The sequence below is a fragment of the Mesorhizobium sp. B2-3-12 genome (assembly GCF_006442205.1).
GTDB lineage: Bacteria > Pseudomonadota > Alphaproteobacteria > Rhizobiales > Rhizobiaceae > Mesorhizobium.
In genome coordinates this window covers 1-16,367 of the sequence record NZ_VFVR01000025.1, presented here as the reverse complement: position 1 = coordinate 16,367, position 16,367 = coordinate 1, and the positions used below count along the sequence as shown (strand labels likewise).

Genomic DNA, 16,367 nt, shown 5'->3' with positions numbered 1-16,367 from the left:
TGTTCCAACCCCGCCCGCGATCGCCAAACATCACATACCCCGTCTCGGTCACCGCCAGCGTGTCCTCCAGTTTGATGAAGCCGCGCGTCGGGTGAAGCATGGTGGTCTCCACCGACAGCACCATGTTTGTCTCCAGCGGTTTGGCCGCATAGGTGCCTTCATAGGTCACCGGATGGTTGGTCATCAGGAACGGCGCCTCATGCGTGATCAGGCCCATGCCGTGGGCGAAGAAATCCGTGTAGGGCGCGACCTTGGATGTCTTCAGCACGCCCTCGGCGTAAGCGATCATGTCGCCGCCCAGCGTGCCCGCCTTCACCTTCGAGAAGGCGGCTTGCTGCACCGTCTCGACCTCGGCCAGCAGATCCTCCAGCTCGGCATCGGGTTCGCCCAGAATGCCCATCCGGCAGAGGTCGCCGATATAGCCGTGATAGTTGCCCCCGGAATCGATCGACAGCACTTCGCCCTTCTTCCAGGCCTGCGATGAGGTGGCGCGGTTGTGGCTGGAGCCCAGCGTCAGCAGGCAATATTCGAAATGCGCGCCGCGATTGGTCTCCTCGCGCCTGATCCGCTCGATCATCTCGGCCTTGGTGGTGCCTTCGCGCGCCCAGGCGATCGTCGCCAGCATGGAGTCCGTGATCAGTTCGGAGGCGGTGCGCAACTTCTCGAGCTCGGCATCGGTCTTGATGGCGCGCATGCGCTCCAGCATGTCGGTCGCATCGATCAGCTTGGCCTCCGGCAATGCCTTGCGGATCAGCGCATAGGCGTCCGACGGCAGGAAGCTAGGCTCGATACCGATGCGCGCTCCCTCCTTGCCGATCTTTCTGACATGCTCGACCGCGAGGTTGGCGGCATCGAGCGTGCCCCAGCAGGCGGCATGCAGTGTCGGCGTCCAGAACGGATGGTTCTGGTGCTCGCCGCCCTCCATGCGGTTGCCGATATAGGCCGCGTGATCCGGCCCGCCCTTTTCGTAGACGACGATCGGCAAATAGCGGCTGTGGCCGATCGCATCCATGGCGGCGAAGAAGATGAACTTGTAGCCGCCCAGCAGGTACTGCGTGTTGTGCTTGGAGGTCGCGAGCAGCACGTCGATGCCCGCCTCCTCCATCAGCCGGTCGACCCTAGCCTGGTCGAACGGGATATTGCTGACGGCATTCTTGCCCGGCGCGATGTTCATCACTCTCTCCCTGAATTAGCCCGAGATCGATCCTGTTTCGCAGCGATCTGCTGGCCCGTTATCAAATCTGCACCATTTTTCCCATTCTGGTCCAGCCAGAACCTTTGCGAGCAGCACCTTCTGTCGGTCATCAAGTCGTCATTGCACATATTTCCGCACATCTGGTCCGACCAGATAGCCGAATTGAATGGACTTGTGCTAAACTGGTCCAGCGGACGAAAATTTCAAAGCCAAGCAAGGATGCGCCAATTCCGTCTCTGGCGAAACCCTCGGCAAGGCTCATAATCCCCACCGCGGGGATGCCGATGCACGCACCGGCATTCGAGGGGTGTTGTCGCGCCCGATCGGGCCGCGCGGAGAGGACGGAGTTCGATCATGTCAGGTTTCACCATTTCCAGACGCACCATGCTTACCGGCTCGGCAATGCTGCTGGCCACCACGGCCATGCCGACACTAGGTTGGGCACAGACGCCGAAGAAGGGTGGGCGGCTCGTGCTTGCCGCCGATTCCGAGCCGCGCAATCTCAATCCGGCGATCGTCGCCTCCAACGGTGTTTTCTTCATCTCCAGCAAGATCGTCGAGACGCTGGCGGAAGCCTCCTTCGACGGCAAGGATGGGCTTGCGCCAAGGCTGGCGCTGAGTTGGGAAGGCGCTGCCGACGGACTGTCGGCGACGTTCAAGCTGCGCGACGGCGTCAAATGGCATGACGGCAAGCCGTTCACCTCGGCCGACGTCGCCTTCTCGGCGCTGCAGATCTGGAAGCCGCTGCAGAATCTCGGCCGCACCGTGTTCAAGGACCTCAGTGCGGTCGACACGCCAGACGATCTGACCGCCGTGTTCAAATTCGCCAAGCCGACGCCGTTCCAGTTGATCCGCAACGCGCTGCCGGCGCTATCGAGCGTGGTGCCCAAGCACATCTACGAGGTCGGCAAGATCGAGGACAACCCGGCCAACAACGCGCCGATCGGCACCGGGCCGTTCAAATTCGGCGAGTACAAGGCCGGCCAGTATTACCGGCTGACCAAGAACACGGACTATTGGGGCAAGGACGAGCCCTATCTCGACGAGATCATCTATCAGGTCCTGCCCGACCGCACCTCGGCCGCCGCGGCGCTGGAAGCTGAGGAAATCCAGCTCGCGGCTTTCTCGGCCGTACCGCTGGCCGACCTCGACCGCATCTCCAAGGTTCCCGGCCTGAAAGTCATCACCAAGGGCTATGAGGGCCTGACCTACCAGCTCGTCGTCGAGATCAACCATCGCCGCAAGGAACTGGCCGACGTGAAGGTGCGCCAGGCGATCGCCCATGCCATCGACAAGGACTTCGTCGTCAAGACGGTGTTCCTCGGCTACGCCGCCACCGCCACCGGCCCGGTGCCGAAGAACGATCCGCAATTCTACACCGCCGACGTGCCGACCTACGCCTTCGACGTCGCCAAGGCCAACGCCCTGCTCGACGAGGCCGGCTACAGGAAAGGCGCCGACGGCAACCGTTTCTCGCTGAAGCTCTTGCCGGCGCCCTATTTTAACGAGACAAAACAGTTCGGCGACTATCTGCGCCAGGCGCTCGCGGCCGTCGGCATCGACGCGCAACTGGTCAACAACGACTCGGCGGCCCACATCAAGGCAGTCTATACCGACCACGCCTTCGACCTCGCGGTCGGCCCGCCGGTGTTTCGCGGCGACCCAGCGATCTCGACCACCATCCTGGTGCAGAGCGGCATTCCCGATGGCGTGCCGTTCTCCAACCAGGGCGGCTACAAAAACGACGCTCTCGACGCGCTGATCACCAAGGCATCGGAAACGCTCGACACATCAGCGCGTACCGATCTCTACAAGGAGTTCCAGAGGCAAGTCGCGGCCGACCTGCCGCTGATCAACGTCGCCGAATGGAGTTTCATCAGCGTCGCCAGCGACAAGGTCGGCAACATCGCCAACAACCCGCGCTGGGCGGTTTCGAACTGGGCGGACACGTATTTAGCGGGGTGATCCCGCACTTGCGGATCGAAGTTTGGGGTGCTCAGATTCGGAGAATGAGAGTTCCTTCGCGCCCCCCTCTGTCCTGCCGGACATCTCCCCCACAAGGGGGGAGATCGGCGGTTTCCGCGCCTCACACTTCCCTGCAACCTTGGAGATTGGCGAAAGCCGAGATGACAGCTGATCTCCCACCAAGTGGGGGAGATGTCCGGCAGGACAGAGGGGGGCGCCGTAGAGCACGGCCTCAGAAGTTTACAAGCGGCGTCTCATCATCATGACCCGCGCCCTCACCCTCATCCGCCGCCGTCTCGTCGGCAGCATCTTCGTTCTCTTCATCGTAATTATCGGCACCTTCCTCTTGCTCGAAGCCGCGCCCGGCGACGCCGTCGACGCCTACATCGTCTCGACCGGCGGCGACGCCGGCATGATCGAGCTGTTGCGCCATCGCTGGGGCCTCGATCAGTCGGAGCTAACGCGGCTCGCCAACTATCTCTGGGCGCTGCTGCATCTCGACCTCGGCCAGTCCGTCACTTTCTCCCGGCCGATCCGCGAGGTCATCTTGGAACGCCTGCCGACCACGCTCATCCTGATGGTCAGCGCCACCGCGCTCTCGTTCGGCCTCGGCTCGGCGCTCGGCATCTATGCCGGCGCAAGGCCCGGCAGCTTCCGCGACCGTTTTCTCTCCGTCGCCTCGCTGGCGCTCTACGCGGTGCCTGGCTTCTGGCTCGGCCTGGTGCTGATCGTGATCTTCGCAGTCGACCTGCGCTGGCTGCCGATCGGCGGCATCGAGACCCTCGCTTCCGACAAGACCGGTCTCGACCGTGCCGCCGACATCGCCATCCACCTGATACTGCCGGTTTCTGCGCTGGGCTTCATCTATCTGGCGCTCTATCTGCGCATGATGCGCGCCGGCATGGCCGAGGCCTGGCGCCAAGATTTTGTGCTGGCCGCCCGCGCCAGGGGGCTTTCGCGCCGCCGCATCGTGCTCGCCCATGTCGCCCGCAACGCACTATTGCCGCTGGTCACCATGCTTGGCCTGCAATCGGCGCAGATGCTGGGTGGCAGCGTCGTCATCGAGAGCGTCTTTGCCGTGCCCGGCCTCGGCCGGCTGGCGCAAGAAGCGGTTGCCGCACGCGACACGCCCTTGCTGCTTGGCATCATCCTCACCAGCGCAGTGCTGGTCATCCTCATCAACCTGCTTGTCGACATTGCCTATGCCTTCCTCGACCCGCGCGTCGGCGCCAGCGAGGCCGGCGCATGAGCCGCCTGCATCGCTTTTTACGCACACCCGAGGCGGTTGCCGGCACCATCCTTCTGGCGATGCTGTTCGCCATGGCGCTGTCGGCATCTCTGTTGTTTCCCGGGGACCCGCAAGCCATCGCCGGCCCGGCGCTGCTGCCGCCCTTCCAAAACTGGTCGCTGCCGCTTGGCACCGACCGGCTCGGCCGCGACGTGCTGGCCGAACTGTTCCATGGCGCCCGCACCTCGCTGGCTGTCGGCCTCGCCGCCGCCGCCGCTGCCCTTGTCGTCGGCGCGGTCGTCGGCACGCTGGCCGGCTTTGCCGGCGGCCTCGTCGATGAAGTGCTGATGCGCATCACCGACGCGTTCCAGACCGTGCCCGGTTTCCTGCTGGCGCTGGCTTTCGTCAGCGTGGTCGGTCCTTCGCTCGGCGTCGTCGTCGTGGCCATAGCGCTCGGCACCTGGACGGGGCCGGCGCGCATTGCCCGCGCGGAAGTCCTTTCCATCCGCGAACGCGACTATGTCGCCGGCGCCCGCGTCATCGGCATGCATCCGCTGGCGATTGCCTTTCGCGAAGTACTGCCGAATGCCTTGCCGCCAGTGCTGGCGCTGTCATCGGTGATCGTCGCCGCCGCGATCCTCACCGAAGCGGCCCTGTCCTTCCTAGGCCTCGGCGACCCCAACAGGGTCACCTGGGGCGGTATGATCGCCGAAGGCCGCACTGTCTTGCGTACCGCGCCCTTCCTGTCGATCGTCCCGGGTATTGCGCTGGTGCTGACGGTGCTCGGCGTCTACCTCGCCGGCGAAGGCATCGTCGAGACGACGGCCGTACGCAGGGGCCTGTCATGACCGCGCTGGCATCGATCCGCGATCTCTCGGTGACCTATCGCCGCGACGGCAGCGAGGTGGCGGCGCTGAAGAACATTACTTTCGATGTCCAGGCAGGCGAACGGCTGGCTATTATCGGCGAAAGCGGCTCCGGCAAGAGCACGCTGGCGCTGGCGATCGCGGGGCTGTTGCCAGCAAGTGTCAGGATCGAGGGGCACATCGATTGGTTCTTGCCGTCAACGTCTGGCGCCAAGGCGCCCCCCCTCCTCGGCCGCGACATCGGCTTCGTCTTCCAGGATCCCTCAGCCAGCCTCGATCCCGTGATCACCGTCGGCAAGCAGATCGCCGAAGTCGCGCACACGCATCTCGGCCTCACCTGGTCTCAGTCCTTCGCCAAGGCAAAGCAATTGCTCGAACGCGTCCGCTTGCCCGACCCTGACTCCGCCCTGCGCGCCTACCCGCACCAGCTTTCCGGCGGCCAGAAGCAGCGTGTGGCGATTGCCGCCGCGATTGCCGCCGGGCCGAGACTGCTGATCGCCGACGAGGCGACCAGCGCTCTCGACACCATCGTGCAGGCCGAGATCGTCGCGCTGATCCGGCGACTGGTGGCCGAGGACGGCATGACGCTGCTGTTCATCAGCCATGACATCGCGCTCGCCGCCAAACTCGCCGAGCGCATCGCCGTCTTCCGCCATGGCCAGTTGGTTGAGCTTGGCGCGACGGCGCGGATCATCAATGCCCCGACCCAGACCTATACACGCACCCTGCTCGACGCCCATATCGGTCTTGATGCCGAACCGCTTCTGAACCGGGGTGGGACGCGCGGATGAGCCTGCTCACAGTGTCCGGTCTCACCAAACGCTATAGCCGAGGCGGCAAGACCCTCACCGCGGCGGACGATGTCTCCTTTCATGTCGAGCCCGGGGAAACGCTGGCGCTGGCCGGGCCGTCAGGGAGCGGCAAGTCGACGATCGCGCGGCTGGTGCTGCGACTGATCGAGCCGGATGGGGGACGCATCGAATTCGAGGGCGGTGATTTCCTGGCTCTGGGCGGCTCGGCACTTCGAGCCCGTCGCGCGCGCCTGCAAATGGTGTTCCAGGATCCGCTGGCCGCCTTCAACCCACGCGCCACCGTCGCGCGCGTCCTCGACGACCCGCTCCGCATCCATGGCATTGCCTCCCGCGCCGAGCGCCCGCGACGCATCGCTGCCTTGCTGGAGCGCGTCGGCCTGGCGGCCGACCTCGCGCCACGTGCCATCCATGAAATCTCCGGCGGCCAGCGGCAGCGCGTGGCCATCGCCCGCGCCATCGCCACCAAGCCATCGCTGATCGTGCTCGACGAAGCTGTGTCGGCGCTCGATGTCTCCGTGCGCGGCCAGATCCTCGACCTCCTGCTCGACCTGCAGCGCGAGCAACGGATCGCCTACCTCTTCATTTCACATGATCTTGGCGTCGTGCGCGCGATCGCCCACCGCGTCATCCTTCTCGATGCCGGACGAATTGCCGAGAGCGGCGATGCCCGAGCCGTCATCGACACGCCGCGATCGGCCATCGGCAAAGCGCTGGTGGCGGCGGCACCGCGATTGAACAGAAACAGACCATGATCCGGTCTTCGAACAAGACCACGCTGAGAAAACCCGCCTATCCCCCGACCATCAGCTTGACGACCTCATCATGATTGGTCTCGGAGATCTTGCGCTCGCCGGCCTGGACGCCGCGCCGCAGCACGACGATGCGGTCCGAGACAGCGAAGATGTCCTGCAGATTGTGCGAGATGAAGATCACGCCTCGCCCTTGCGCCTTGAGCTGGTGGATCAGCGAAATGACCTTGCGCTGTTCCGGCACGCCGAGCGCGGCGGTCGGTTCGTCCATGATCAGGATCTGCGCATCCCAATAGACGGCGCGGCCGATGGCGACGGCCTGGCGCTGGCCGCCGGAGAAGTTGCTGACCGGGGCGTTCATGCGGCTGACGTGGAAGTCCAGCCGCTTCATCGTCTCCCTGGCAGCGTCGGCCATCGCCTTGCGGTCGAGCACCGGCAGGAAGCCGAACGCCTTGCGCATCGGTTCGCGGCCAAGGAAGATGTTGGCGCCGATCGACAGATTGTCGGCCAGAGCCAGATCCTGATAGATCGTCTCGATGCCTTTTTCGCGCGCCTCCTGCGGCGTCGCGAACGCCACCGGCTGGCCCCTGAGCAGGATTTCGCCACCCGTGGGCTGGAACACGCCCGAGATCGCCTTGATCAGCGTCGTTTTGCCGGCGCCGTTGTCGCCGGCAAGCGCCACCACTTCGCCCGGCCGCACGGCCATGGAGAAATCGCTGAGCGCACGCACGGCGCCAAAGTGCTTGGACAGGTTGCGGACTTCGAGCAAGGCGGTGTTCTGGTCGATGCTATTCATCCTGGCGGCCTCCACTGAACCGGCGCTGCGCCTGGTCTATGAGCACGGAAATGATGATGACGACGCCGACGGCGATGAACTGCCAGAACGGCTCGACATTGACGAAGACCAGCCCGTACTGGATGACCGCGATCACCAGCGCCCCGGCAACCGTGCCGAAGATGGTGCCGGAGCCGCCGAACAGGCTGGCGCCGCCGATCACGACAGCCGCGACGCTGTCGAGCAGCAGCGGTTCGCCGGCTTGCGCCGCACCGGCCGTGAAGCGCGCGGCATAAAGCGCACCGCCAAGGCCCGCGCACATCGCCGACAGCACATAGAGCCGCAATATATGGCCCCTGATGTCGATACCAGACCGGCGCGCCGCCTGCACATTGGCACCGATGGCGTAATTGTGCTGGCCGAAACGCGTCTGGCTGAGCAGGTAGTGCATGACGATGACGAAGACGGCGGTGATCAGCACCAGATAAGGAATGCCGTAGAATTTGCCGTTGCCGAGCAGCGCGAACCAGGAATTCTGCACCGGCACCGTCGTGCCGCCGGCAAGCAGGAAGGCGGCGCCGCGCGCCACGCCGAACATGCCGAGCGTGCCGATGAAGGGTGGCACCTTGAGACGTGATATCAGCAGGCCGTTGATGATGCCGGGCACGCCGGCGACGACCACCGCCGCCAGAATGCCGGCCAGCATGGCAAGCGGCAACGGAATGGCCGCACCCGCCATGTTGGTCGCATGCGCGGCGATGACGGCGGCCAGGCCCATGATGAAGCCCAGCGACAGGTCGATACCGCCTGAAATGATGACGAAGGTCTGCCCGGTCGCCAGCAGCAGCGGCGCCACGGCAAAGATCGCGATGGACTGCAGGTTGAACGGATTGAGCACGAAGGTGACGCCGAAGGCGACCCTGGACCAGATCTCGAAGCAGATGAGAAGACCGGCAAGGAACAGCCAGGCGCGCCCTTCGGCGATGCGTGCGATCAGGCCCTTGGCCGGATCGCCATGATCCGCCTGAGGAGCGACATGCTGCTCGGCCGGCTTTGCTAGGGATGTCGAGGTCATGGATACTCCGCGGCGCGGCTCGTTCGAACAAGGCCCCGGTCAGCCGGGACCCGGCGCAGGCCTCCTCCCGGCTGACCGGGAGGAGCCAAGCTCGTCTGGACCTACTCGGAGTAGAGATACTTCGAGATGTTCGGATCCGCGACGTTGGACTTGTTCATGATCGTGAAGCCGGTGCCGATCGTGACCGGAATTGAGTGGCCGGTCAGGTGGGCATAGGCCGAAACGACGCCGTAATAGCCGATCTCCGCCGGATGCTGGGCGATTGCCACGTCCACGAGACCGGTATTGATGTTGTCGACGATGCTGGTCGGCGCATCGAAGGCAACCACCTTGACGGTGCCGGTCTGCCCGGCCTGCTTGACGCCGTTGGCGGCACCGAGCGCCGAGAACAGATTGGCGCCGAACACGCCGACGAGATCAGGATTGCGCGCGAACACGGCTTGCAACTGCGAGGCCGCCTTGTTGGCGTCGTCATCGTTGAACTGGGTTTCCAGAACGGTGATGCCCGTATGCTTGGCCATCTCCTTCTTGAAGCCCTCTTCGCGCTGATCGGTGGTCGAAATGCCGGGCTTGACGTTCGACACATAGACCTTGCCCTTGTCGCCAATGGCGGTGGCCAGAGCGCGCGCCGCGATCTCGCCGCCCAGCACATTGTCCGAGGCGATATAGGCCAGCGGGAAATCGGCATCGCCGGCGCCCGTCTGGTAGACGCCGCTGCCGATGAACGTATCGACGGTGATGACCGGAATGCCGGCGTCATTGGCCTTGCGCAGTGGCTCGACCAGCTGAACCTTGTCCGTCGGCGCGATCAGGATCGCGTCCGGTTTCTTGGCGATGACCGCGTCCAACACCGGCACCTGTGTGACAGGGTTGAAGTCCGGGGCGCCCTGGAAGACCAGGGTCACGCCGAGCGCATCGGCTGCCGCCTGGGCGCCCTTGCGCATGGTGATATAGAACCCGTCGGTGGTCAGGCCCGGAATGAGCGCGATGGTGTATTTCTTGTCCTGCGCCTGCGCGGGCGCCATCAGCACCGTGGCGCTGACGGCAAGCGCCGCGAGCCCGGCTACGATCTTCTTCATGACATCCTCCTCATTTTTGGCAATTCTGCCGTTGCAAGTGACATTGGATGGCCGTCATCCGCTCACGCGATGCCGACGGCCGGGAACGCCTGTTTGCTTTCGCGGGCAGCTCCTCCCAAGCGCCCTCCAGTCTAAATCTCAGCCGGCCCGGCTGGCCGGCGCAATAGCCGTAGTCGCTTTCCTCGCCTCCGCGAGGTGAGAGAACCACCGCGCCCGAGATGCCTGCGCACCGGGTTCGCAGTTTGTAACACTTTGCAGAAATAAATTGCAACTCGGTTTTTCGAGACCGCAACATCGGCTTTTCCAGACAGCATCCGACTGCTCCTTGGAGCCCCGGCGAACTATCGTCCCGACGCCCCGGCGACACAATCGATTTCGCAACGGCCTCTCTGCGCGTCACCATTGCGGCCTCGGTCCGGCCTACCTGCCGCTATCGCGTTGCGAGGGCCGCGAGGATGGCCTGCGCCGTCTTTGTATCCGTCACCAGCGTGTTGATGAGCCCGGCCCGGACGGCGCCGATGATTGCCGTCGCCTTTTCCGGCGAGGCGGCGACGCCGATCACCAGCGGCACGGCGCGAAGCTGCGCCGGCGACATGGCGATCATCCGGCTCTCCCCTTCCCAGGCGATCAGGGCGCCCTCCGCGTCGAAGTAATGACGAAGCACGTCGCCGGCCGCGTGAACCAGCGCCTGCTCGCTTGGCGTGGCGGCACTCGCCTCGGGCGCATTGATGGCATGCGGCAGGCCGATGCCGACGATCGCCACATCGGTTCTCTCCCAAAGCGCGACGGCATCGCGGATGGCGGCGTCGCGCAGGAAGACCTCGCGCAGCTCACTCGATGGCAGATACGGAGCGTGGATGAAGTGCGGCGTGCCACCGAACTCCTCCGCGGCAAGCCGCACGAATTCATTGACCTGAAAATGCGCCGCGTGCTGCTGCATGCCGCCGGTCGCGGCCACCGTCAGCACCCCCGGCATGCGCGGCAGGCCGGATCGAATGACCTCGCGCACGGCGCGCCCCCAGCCGATGGCGACCACGGAGCCGGCCACCAGTTGCGCCTGCCTGAGCAAAGCGCCAAGCGGCGCTGAGAGCGCCGTCAGCGCGCCCGCCACCGGCGTCTCGACAACTGCGGCATCACGCAATTTCAGCCCGTCGACCAATTGCCTGGTAATGTCCTCCGGCGTCGCCAGGTCGATGACCTCGATGCGCACGATGCCCTCGGCCCGCGCCCGCTGCAGCAAACGCGAAATTGTCGCGGTGGAGACGCCGAGCTGCCGCGCAATGTCGACCTGCGACATCTCCTCCAGATAGTGCAGCTTGGCAACCGTGTGCAGCATCGTACGCGATGCGGTCGCGTCCTGGACGGAGGGAACAGACAGCTTGCAATTCCTTTCAGCAACGTGTTACACACGTATACGCCGATGGGAGTTATCGCGCAAATCCGGCGAACTCGCAACTTGAGGGCCTCACCAGGCCACGCGCCGGCAAGGCTGCCTGTCCAGGCGGCCGGCGATGCATCAAGGCGGCAAAATCTTCCTGCCGGCAGGCAGGCAAATCGACCATTGTTTCCACGGGATCAGCGCCTCGGCGAGAGCGCCAACATCGGACAGAAGACCATGACCAAGATGACCACCGCGGAACTGCGCGGCTACCAGCAGATATGCGGCAAGGATGGAGCCATGGTGGCCATCGCCTGCGACCAGCGCGGCGGCATGCGCACCTTGCTGGCGTCGGACCCCGCGGAACAGGCCCGGATCACCAACGACATGCTCGGCGACACCAAGGCCGACATCACGCGCTACCTCGCCAGTGCGGCGTCCTGCGTGTTGCTCGACCCGCTCTGCGCGGTGCCGAGGGTGGTCGACGAGGGCGTGCTGAACCGGGATACCGCGCTCCTCATCGGCCTCGACGCCTCCGGCTTCGACGTTTCGCCGGAAGGCTACCGCCTGTCGCGGCTGGTTCCCGGCATCGATGCGCGGCGCGTGCGCGAACTCGGCGGCACGGGCGGCAAAATCATGGTCTATCTCAGGGCCGACAAGCCGCAAGCCAACGAGCACAACATCGCCATCCTGCGCCAATGCATCACCGACTTCGGCAAAGAGGATCTGCTGCTCGTCGTCGAATTCCTGACCTATCAGCTTGAAGGGGAAAGCCCGCAGGATTACGCGGCCAAGACGCCCTGGCTGGTCGAGGAAGGTACCAGGATTTCGCTGGAATGCGGCGCCAAGGTGCTGAAGCTTCCCTACCCTGGAACGCCGGAAGCCTGTGCCAACATCACAGAAATGGCCGGCGAGGTGCCATGGGCGGTGCTTTCGGCCGGCGTCAACCACGCCACCTTCCTCGGCCAGGTCGAGATCGCCATGCAAAATGGCGCCTCCGGTGTGATCGCCGGCCGTTCCCTGTGGAAGGATTGTATCTCGCTCGACCGTGACATTCAGCGCGAAAGGCTTAAGACCATCGCGGTGCCGCGATTGCGCGAGATCCAGGCGGTGATCGGGCACTATCGGCAGAAGGCCGCCGCCTGATATCCGCGTTGGGGCACGTGCAGGACGTCATGCCACAAAAGTCGATGGCCATAGGGATCGATATCGGCGGCACCAATTTGCGTGCTGCCCGCATCTCCGGCACGGGGGAGATCCTCAAGCGCCTCAGCGAGAAGAGCGCGCCTGACCCGGAACTGGTGCTTGGCCGCATCGCCGACATGGTGCGCCTTCTCGACACAACGGAGGTGGCGACCATCGGTGTTGGCGTTCCCGGCCGCGTCGACACGCGGCGCGGCGCGGTCCTGTCGGGGGGCTATGTCAACCTTGCCTCGGTTGCGCTGGCGCGGCGCCTGGAAGACATGGCCGGCAAGCCTGTCATCCTCGACAATGACTGCAACATGGCGCTGGCCGCCGAGATGGCCCTGGGCGCCGGCCAAGGCCACGACAACATCGCCATGTTCACCATCGGCACCGGCATCGGCGGCGCCGTCGTCCAGAACCGGCGGATCATGCGTGGCCGGGCGACGGCCGGGCAACTTGGCCATATCACTGTCGACGTCAATGGCGAGCTCTGCGCCTGCGGGCGGCGTGGCTGCGTCGAAACCACCAGTTCCGGCACGGCGCTCGGCCGCCACATCGCGCGCGCTGGCTTTGGACCCGACGTTTCGGTCGATCAGCTCTTTGCCCGCGACGCGGCCGTGGACGTCAAGGCGCGCGGCATTCTGGAAGCTTGGGCAAGGCCGCTGCGCGCTGCGATCGATACCACCGTCGCCATGTTCGACCCCGACCTCGTCCTGCTTGGCGGCGGGCTTGGCCTGGCGGCACACAGGGCGCTCGGCCATGCGCCGGCGTTGGCGCCCTGGTACCAATGCCCGGTCGAGCCGGCTCGGCTCGGCGACGACGCCGGGGTGATCGGCGCCGGGCTGCAGGCGCTTTCGGCGCCGGCATCGATATCGCTATCTGATCAGCCTGGCCGCGCCAGACGCGCCGTGCTCGTCAATGGCATCCCGGCCAGCGGCAAGAGCACCGTGTCGCGCGGCATCGCAGACCGCATGGGATGGCCGCTGCTCGCGCTCGACACGGTCAAGAATCCGTTCCTCGAAGTGCTCGGCGGCGCCGACCGTGAATTCAACCGCACGCTCGGCCGCGCCAGCTACCAGGCAATCTGGTCGGTCGTTGGCGACGCTCCGGCCGGCAGCACCTTCATCGTCGACGCGTGGTTCGGTTTCCAGCCGCGGCAGGTGCTCGAGGATCATCTGCGCAAGGCCGGTGTCGAACACACCGTGGAAATCTGGTGCCACGCGCCCGGTGAGGTTCTGGCCGAGCGATACGGTGGCCGGCTGGGTCAGCGTCTCCCCGGTCATCCCGGCGCCGCCTACATCCCCGAGCTGATCGAATTGGCCAAGCGCGCCGAACCGCTGCGGCGTGGCCCGCTGTTCGATGTCGACACGACCAGACCGACCGACTTCGACGCCATCATCGCCTGGCTGAAGGCGCGGTTCCAGACATAACCGGCTCAGGCCGGCGGCGGTCGCTGCGCCCGCAGTCGAACCGGCGCCGGCCGACAACCGCCGCGCCGTTCCCTGCATCAATAGCCGACGGTGAAACGCTGCCGGATATGCGTCGGCTTCTCGATCTCGTCGACCATGACGATGGCATAGTCCTCGAAGGAAATGCTGCTGCCCTTGTCCGAGGCGAGAAGCGTGTCCTTGCCAAGTCGGAATTTGCCGGTGCGCTCGCCCGGAACGAACAGGGCCGACGGCGACAAGAACGTCCAGTCGAGATCCTCGACCGTCTTGAGCCTGTCCAGGAAGTCCGCGCCCTTCTGTGCTTCGGCCTTGTAGATCGCGGGGAATTCGGGCGTATCGACCAGGCGCTTGCCGGGCGCCACTTCGAGACTGCCCGCGCCACCCACGACGAGATAGCGCTTCACGCCCGAGGCGCGCACCGCGGCGATCAGTGTGTCGGGGTCGCTGTCCAGGAAATGCACCGAGCTGATCACGACATCATGCCCGCGGATCAGGTCGGTGAGACCTTGCCTGTCGAGGACATCGCCCTTCCTGGCGGTCAGGCCGGGCAGCGCCGCGATTTTTTCCGGACTGCGGGCGATGCCGGTGACCGTATGGCCACGGTCGGAGAGTTCCTTGAGCAGGCGCGAACCGACGGCGCCGGAGGCGCCTATGAGAGCAACTTTTGCCATGTCTTCTTCCATTTCCTGTTGGAGGGCCGATTGGTGGAGATCACGCCGCGGCGATATGGGCGACGAGATTGTCGAAGCTGCCGAACAGCGCGTTCGAACCGATGAGCCGGGGCGCTTCGTTGCGGATGACCGCCAGCGAGGGCACGCCATTGGCATGCAGGCGCTCGAACAGCGCGCGGCCGCGACCGACCAGCTCGCGGTGAGCCGTCAGCAAGGTTTCGGTCGGGTTCTTCAGGATCGCGGCGGCATCCATCATGCCAGTGTCGGTGAGCACGGCAGCCATGCCCTCGACAGTTACGATATCGCGGCCGTCGACGTAGCGCGCACGTTGGATAGCCTTGAGCGCGGTCAACCGGCGGCTCGGGTCTTCCAGGCCCGCGGCGCTGATGCCGAGCGTGGCGGCATGGGAGTCCAGCAAGGTACCGCGAACGTTGAGGACATTCCGCTGATAGGCCTGCGTGAAGGGTTGTCCGGTCAGGCGTTCGATGCGCTGGTCATTCGCCCAGGCATGGGCGGCAAACCCTTCATCCATCGGACGCGCGCCGGCCCCGGAAAACAGGCCTGTCGGCAACAATTCGACGCGCACGCCACTGGCCGCCAATTTGTCCAGCATCGGCGTGGCGCCGTAGCACCAGCCGCAGAGCGGATCGAAAAGGTAAGTCACGTTTGAAGTGCTCATGATTGCCTGATGTCCCTTGCTACGGCGAGACCCGCGTCCTGACCGTCAAGTGTCTTGCTCCTATGTGGCAGAGGACGACCTTGCGATAAATACCTATCAATAATACAAACTGTCTGATCCAATCAGACAAAAGCGATCATCTTGGCCGACCTGCTGAACCTCAACCGACTCGTCTATTTCACCACCGTGATGGAGACCGGCTCCTTCACGTCGGCGGCAGACCGGCTTGGCGTCGCCAAAGCGGTGGTCAGCCATCAGATTGGCAAGCTCGAGGAGGAATTGGGCGCGACACTCATGCGACGCACGACGCGACGTGTAGCGCCGACCGAGGAGGGGCGCCTCTTCTATGATCGTGCGATGATCATCCTGCGCGAAGCGGAGGCCGCCTATGGCGAGATTTCGCGAGCGGCCGTCGAACCGGCGGGAATGTTGAGACTGACAGCGCCACTCGACTACGGCACGAAGATCGTTGCACCGGTCATCGCCGCCTATCTCAAGACCTATCCGCATATGCGCATCGAAGCGATCTTCGATGATGCGATAAGCAACCTTGTCGACGAACAGATCGACCTCGGCATTCGCGTCGGCTGGCTTGCCGATTCCTCCAACCAGGCGCGGCGCCTGGGCACGATACGGCAGATCGTGGTGGCAAGTCCCGCTTTCGCCGCAAGCCTGCCGCCGGGCGTGAGCCCGCGGCAGGCGCGATCGCTGGCCTGGGTCGGAAACGCCCAGCTTCGCGGCATCGGCCAATGGCTGTTTTCCAGGGATGGCGACAAGGTGCTGACCGAGCTCAACCCGGTCATGACATGCGACAAGAGCCCGGCCGCCCATGCCTGCGTGCTTGCCGGCATAGGCCTGGGCGTGTTTCCCGACTACGGCGTCAGCGACGATATCGCCGAGGGACGGCTGGTGCCGGTCTTCGCCGACTGGGCCTTGCCCACCGGCGGCATCCACGCCGTCTTTCCGCCGGCAAGGTTCCGGCCGGCCAAGGTGCGCGCCTTTGTGGATCTGCTCGCCGCCGCCGAGAGAAAGCGATCGCGCGGCGGCACCATGGCATGAAATAACTGACGCAGAAGGTCAGTAATGACTTACATCAAAGCGCTGCTGCCCCTCAGGCGCAAAAAAACGCCCGCGGGATTAACCACGGGCGTTTGAATATGGTCTTTGGGGACGGGATTTGAGTTATGTGTCCTGCGGTGTGGGCTTTGGCTGCTTGCGGGGTGCTGATGACCGGTTAGAATCGGCGGTCCACCAGAGCCAAA

15 protein-coding genes are annotated in these 16,367 nt (G+C 64.8%); 8 read left to right on the top strand and 7 right to left on the bottom strand.

Annotated features, from left to right (window positions below):
- A partial coding sequence (locus FJ948_RS29780) for a Xaa-Pro peptidase family protein (RefSeq protein WP_140710832.1) occupies positions 1 to 1,174 on the bottom strand: 1,174 nt, incomplete at its 3' end.
- 375 nt (positions 1,175 to 1,549) lie between these two features.
- Here FJ948_RS29780 and FJ948_RS29775 point away from each other — a divergent pair.
- The 5 genes from FJ948_RS29775 to FJ948_RS29750 all read left to right on the top strand — a co-directional run bounded on the left by FJ948_RS29775 (position 1,550) and on the right by FJ948_RS29750 (position 6,818).
- Positions 1,550 to 3,160 (top strand): ABC transporter substrate-binding protein, encoded by a 1,611-nt coding sequence (locus tag FJ948_RS29775; RefSeq protein ID WP_140710830.1) that lies wholly within the window; start codon positions 1,550 to 1,552, stop codon positions 3,158 to 3,160.
- 262 nt (positions 3,161 to 3,422) lie between these two features.
- Positions 3,423 to 4,409 (top strand): ABC transporter permease, encoded by a 987-nt coding sequence (locus FJ948_RS29765; RefSeq protein ID WP_140710828.1) that lies wholly within the window; start codon positions 3,423 to 3,425, stop codon positions 4,407 to 4,409.
- Positions 4,406 to 5,236, top strand: a complete 831-nt coding sequence (locus tag FJ948_RS29760; protein ID WP_140710826.1) for an ABC transporter permease — start codon at positions 4,406 to 4,408, stop codon at positions 5,234 to 5,236. The genes FJ948_RS29765 and FJ948_RS29760 overlap by 4 nt, the downstream gene beginning before the upstream one ends.
- On the top strand, positions 5,233 to 6,045 hold the full coding sequence (locus FJ948_RS29755; protein WP_140710824.1) for an ABC transporter ATP-binding protein: 813 nt from the start codon (positions 5,233 to 5,235) through the stop codon (positions 6,043 to 6,045). The genes FJ948_RS29760 and FJ948_RS29755 overlap by 4 nt, the downstream gene beginning before the upstream one ends.
- Positions 6,042 to 6,818 carry an ATP-binding cassette domain-containing protein gene (locus tag FJ948_RS29750; RefSeq protein WP_140710822.1) on the top strand — a complete coding sequence of 259 codons (777 nt, stop codon included), beginning with the start codon at positions 6,042 to 6,044 and terminating at the stop codon, positions 6,816 to 6,818. The genes FJ948_RS29755 and FJ948_RS29750 overlap by 4 nt, the downstream gene beginning before the upstream one ends.
- Before the next feature lie 37 nt (positions 6,819 to 6,855).
- Here the strand turns inward: FJ948_RS29750 and FJ948_RS29745 are convergent, their stop codons facing one another.
- The 4 genes from FJ948_RS29745 to FJ948_RS29730 all read right to left on the bottom strand — a co-directional run bounded on the left by FJ948_RS29745 (position 6,856) and on the right by FJ948_RS29730 (position 11,080).
- Complete coding sequence (locus tag FJ948_RS29745) at positions 6,856 to 7,611, bottom strand: ATP-binding cassette domain-containing protein (protein ID WP_140710820.1); 756 nt, start codon at positions 7,609 to 7,611, stop codon at positions 6,856 to 6,858.
- Positions 7,604 to 8,665, bottom strand: a complete 1,062-nt coding sequence (locus FJ948_RS29740) for a ribose ABC transporter (RefSeq protein WP_140710818.1) — start codon at positions 8,663 to 8,665, stop codon at positions 7,604 to 7,606. Before FJ948_RS29740 ends, FJ948_RS29745 begins: the two co-directional genes overlap by 8 nt.
- Before the next feature lie 101 nt (positions 8,666 to 8,766).
- On the bottom strand, positions 8,767 to 9,744 hold the full coding sequence (locus FJ948_RS29735; RefSeq protein WP_140710816.1) for an ABC transporter substrate-binding protein: 978 nt from the start codon (positions 9,742 to 9,744) through the stop codon (positions 8,767 to 8,769).
- Positions 9,745 to 10,174: 430 nt separating this feature from the next.
- Positions 10,175 to 11,080, bottom strand: coding sequence for a sugar-binding transcriptional regulator (locus FJ948_RS29730; RefSeq protein ID WP_140710814.1), 906 nt, complete (start codon positions 11,078 to 11,080; stop codon positions 10,175 to 10,177).
- Between the two features lie 279 nt (positions 11,081 to 11,359).
- Between FJ948_RS29730 and FJ948_RS29725 the strand changes: the two genes are divergently transcribed.
- Together FJ948_RS29725 and FJ948_RS29720 are read left to right on the top strand one after the other, a co-directional pair.
- The gene (locus tag FJ948_RS29725) at positions 11,360 to 12,268 is read left to right on the top strand and encodes a tagatose-bisphosphate aldolase (RefSeq protein WP_140710812.1); all 909 of its coding nucleotides are present in this window, start codon (positions 11,360 to 11,362) and stop codon (positions 12,266 to 12,268) included.
- Positions 12,269 to 12,297: 29 nt separating this feature from the next.
- Positions 12,298 to 13,737 carry an ROK family protein gene (locus FJ948_RS29720; RefSeq protein ID WP_140710810.1) on the top strand — a complete coding sequence of 480 codons (1,440 nt, stop codon included), beginning with the start codon at positions 12,298 to 12,300 and terminating at the stop codon, positions 13,735 to 13,737.
- 77 nt (positions 13,738 to 13,814) lie between these two features.
- On the opposite strand, the gene FJ948_RS29715 is transcribed toward FJ948_RS29720, so the two are convergent.
- Entirely contained in the window at positions 13,815 to 14,426 is a 612-nt protein-coding gene (locus FJ948_RS29715; protein ID WP_140710808.1) for an NAD(P)-dependent oxidoreductase, read from the bottom strand.
- Between the two features lie 40 nt (positions 14,427 to 14,466).
- The gene (locus FJ948_RS29710; protein ID WP_140710806.1) at positions 14,467 to 15,105 is read right to left on the bottom strand and encodes a DsbA family protein; all 639 of its coding nucleotides are present in this window, start codon (positions 15,103 to 15,105) and stop codon (positions 14,467 to 14,469) included.
- A gap of 141 nt (positions 15,106 to 15,246) precedes the next feature.
- On the opposite strand from FJ948_RS29710, the gene FJ948_RS29705 reads away from it, so the two are divergent.
- The gene (locus FJ948_RS29705) at positions 15,247 to 16,164 is read left to right on the top strand and encodes a LysR family transcriptional regulator (RefSeq protein WP_140710804.1); all 918 of its coding nucleotides are present in this window, start codon (positions 15,247 to 15,249) and stop codon (positions 16,162 to 16,164) included.
- Positions 16,165 to 16,367: the final 203 nt, after the last annotated feature.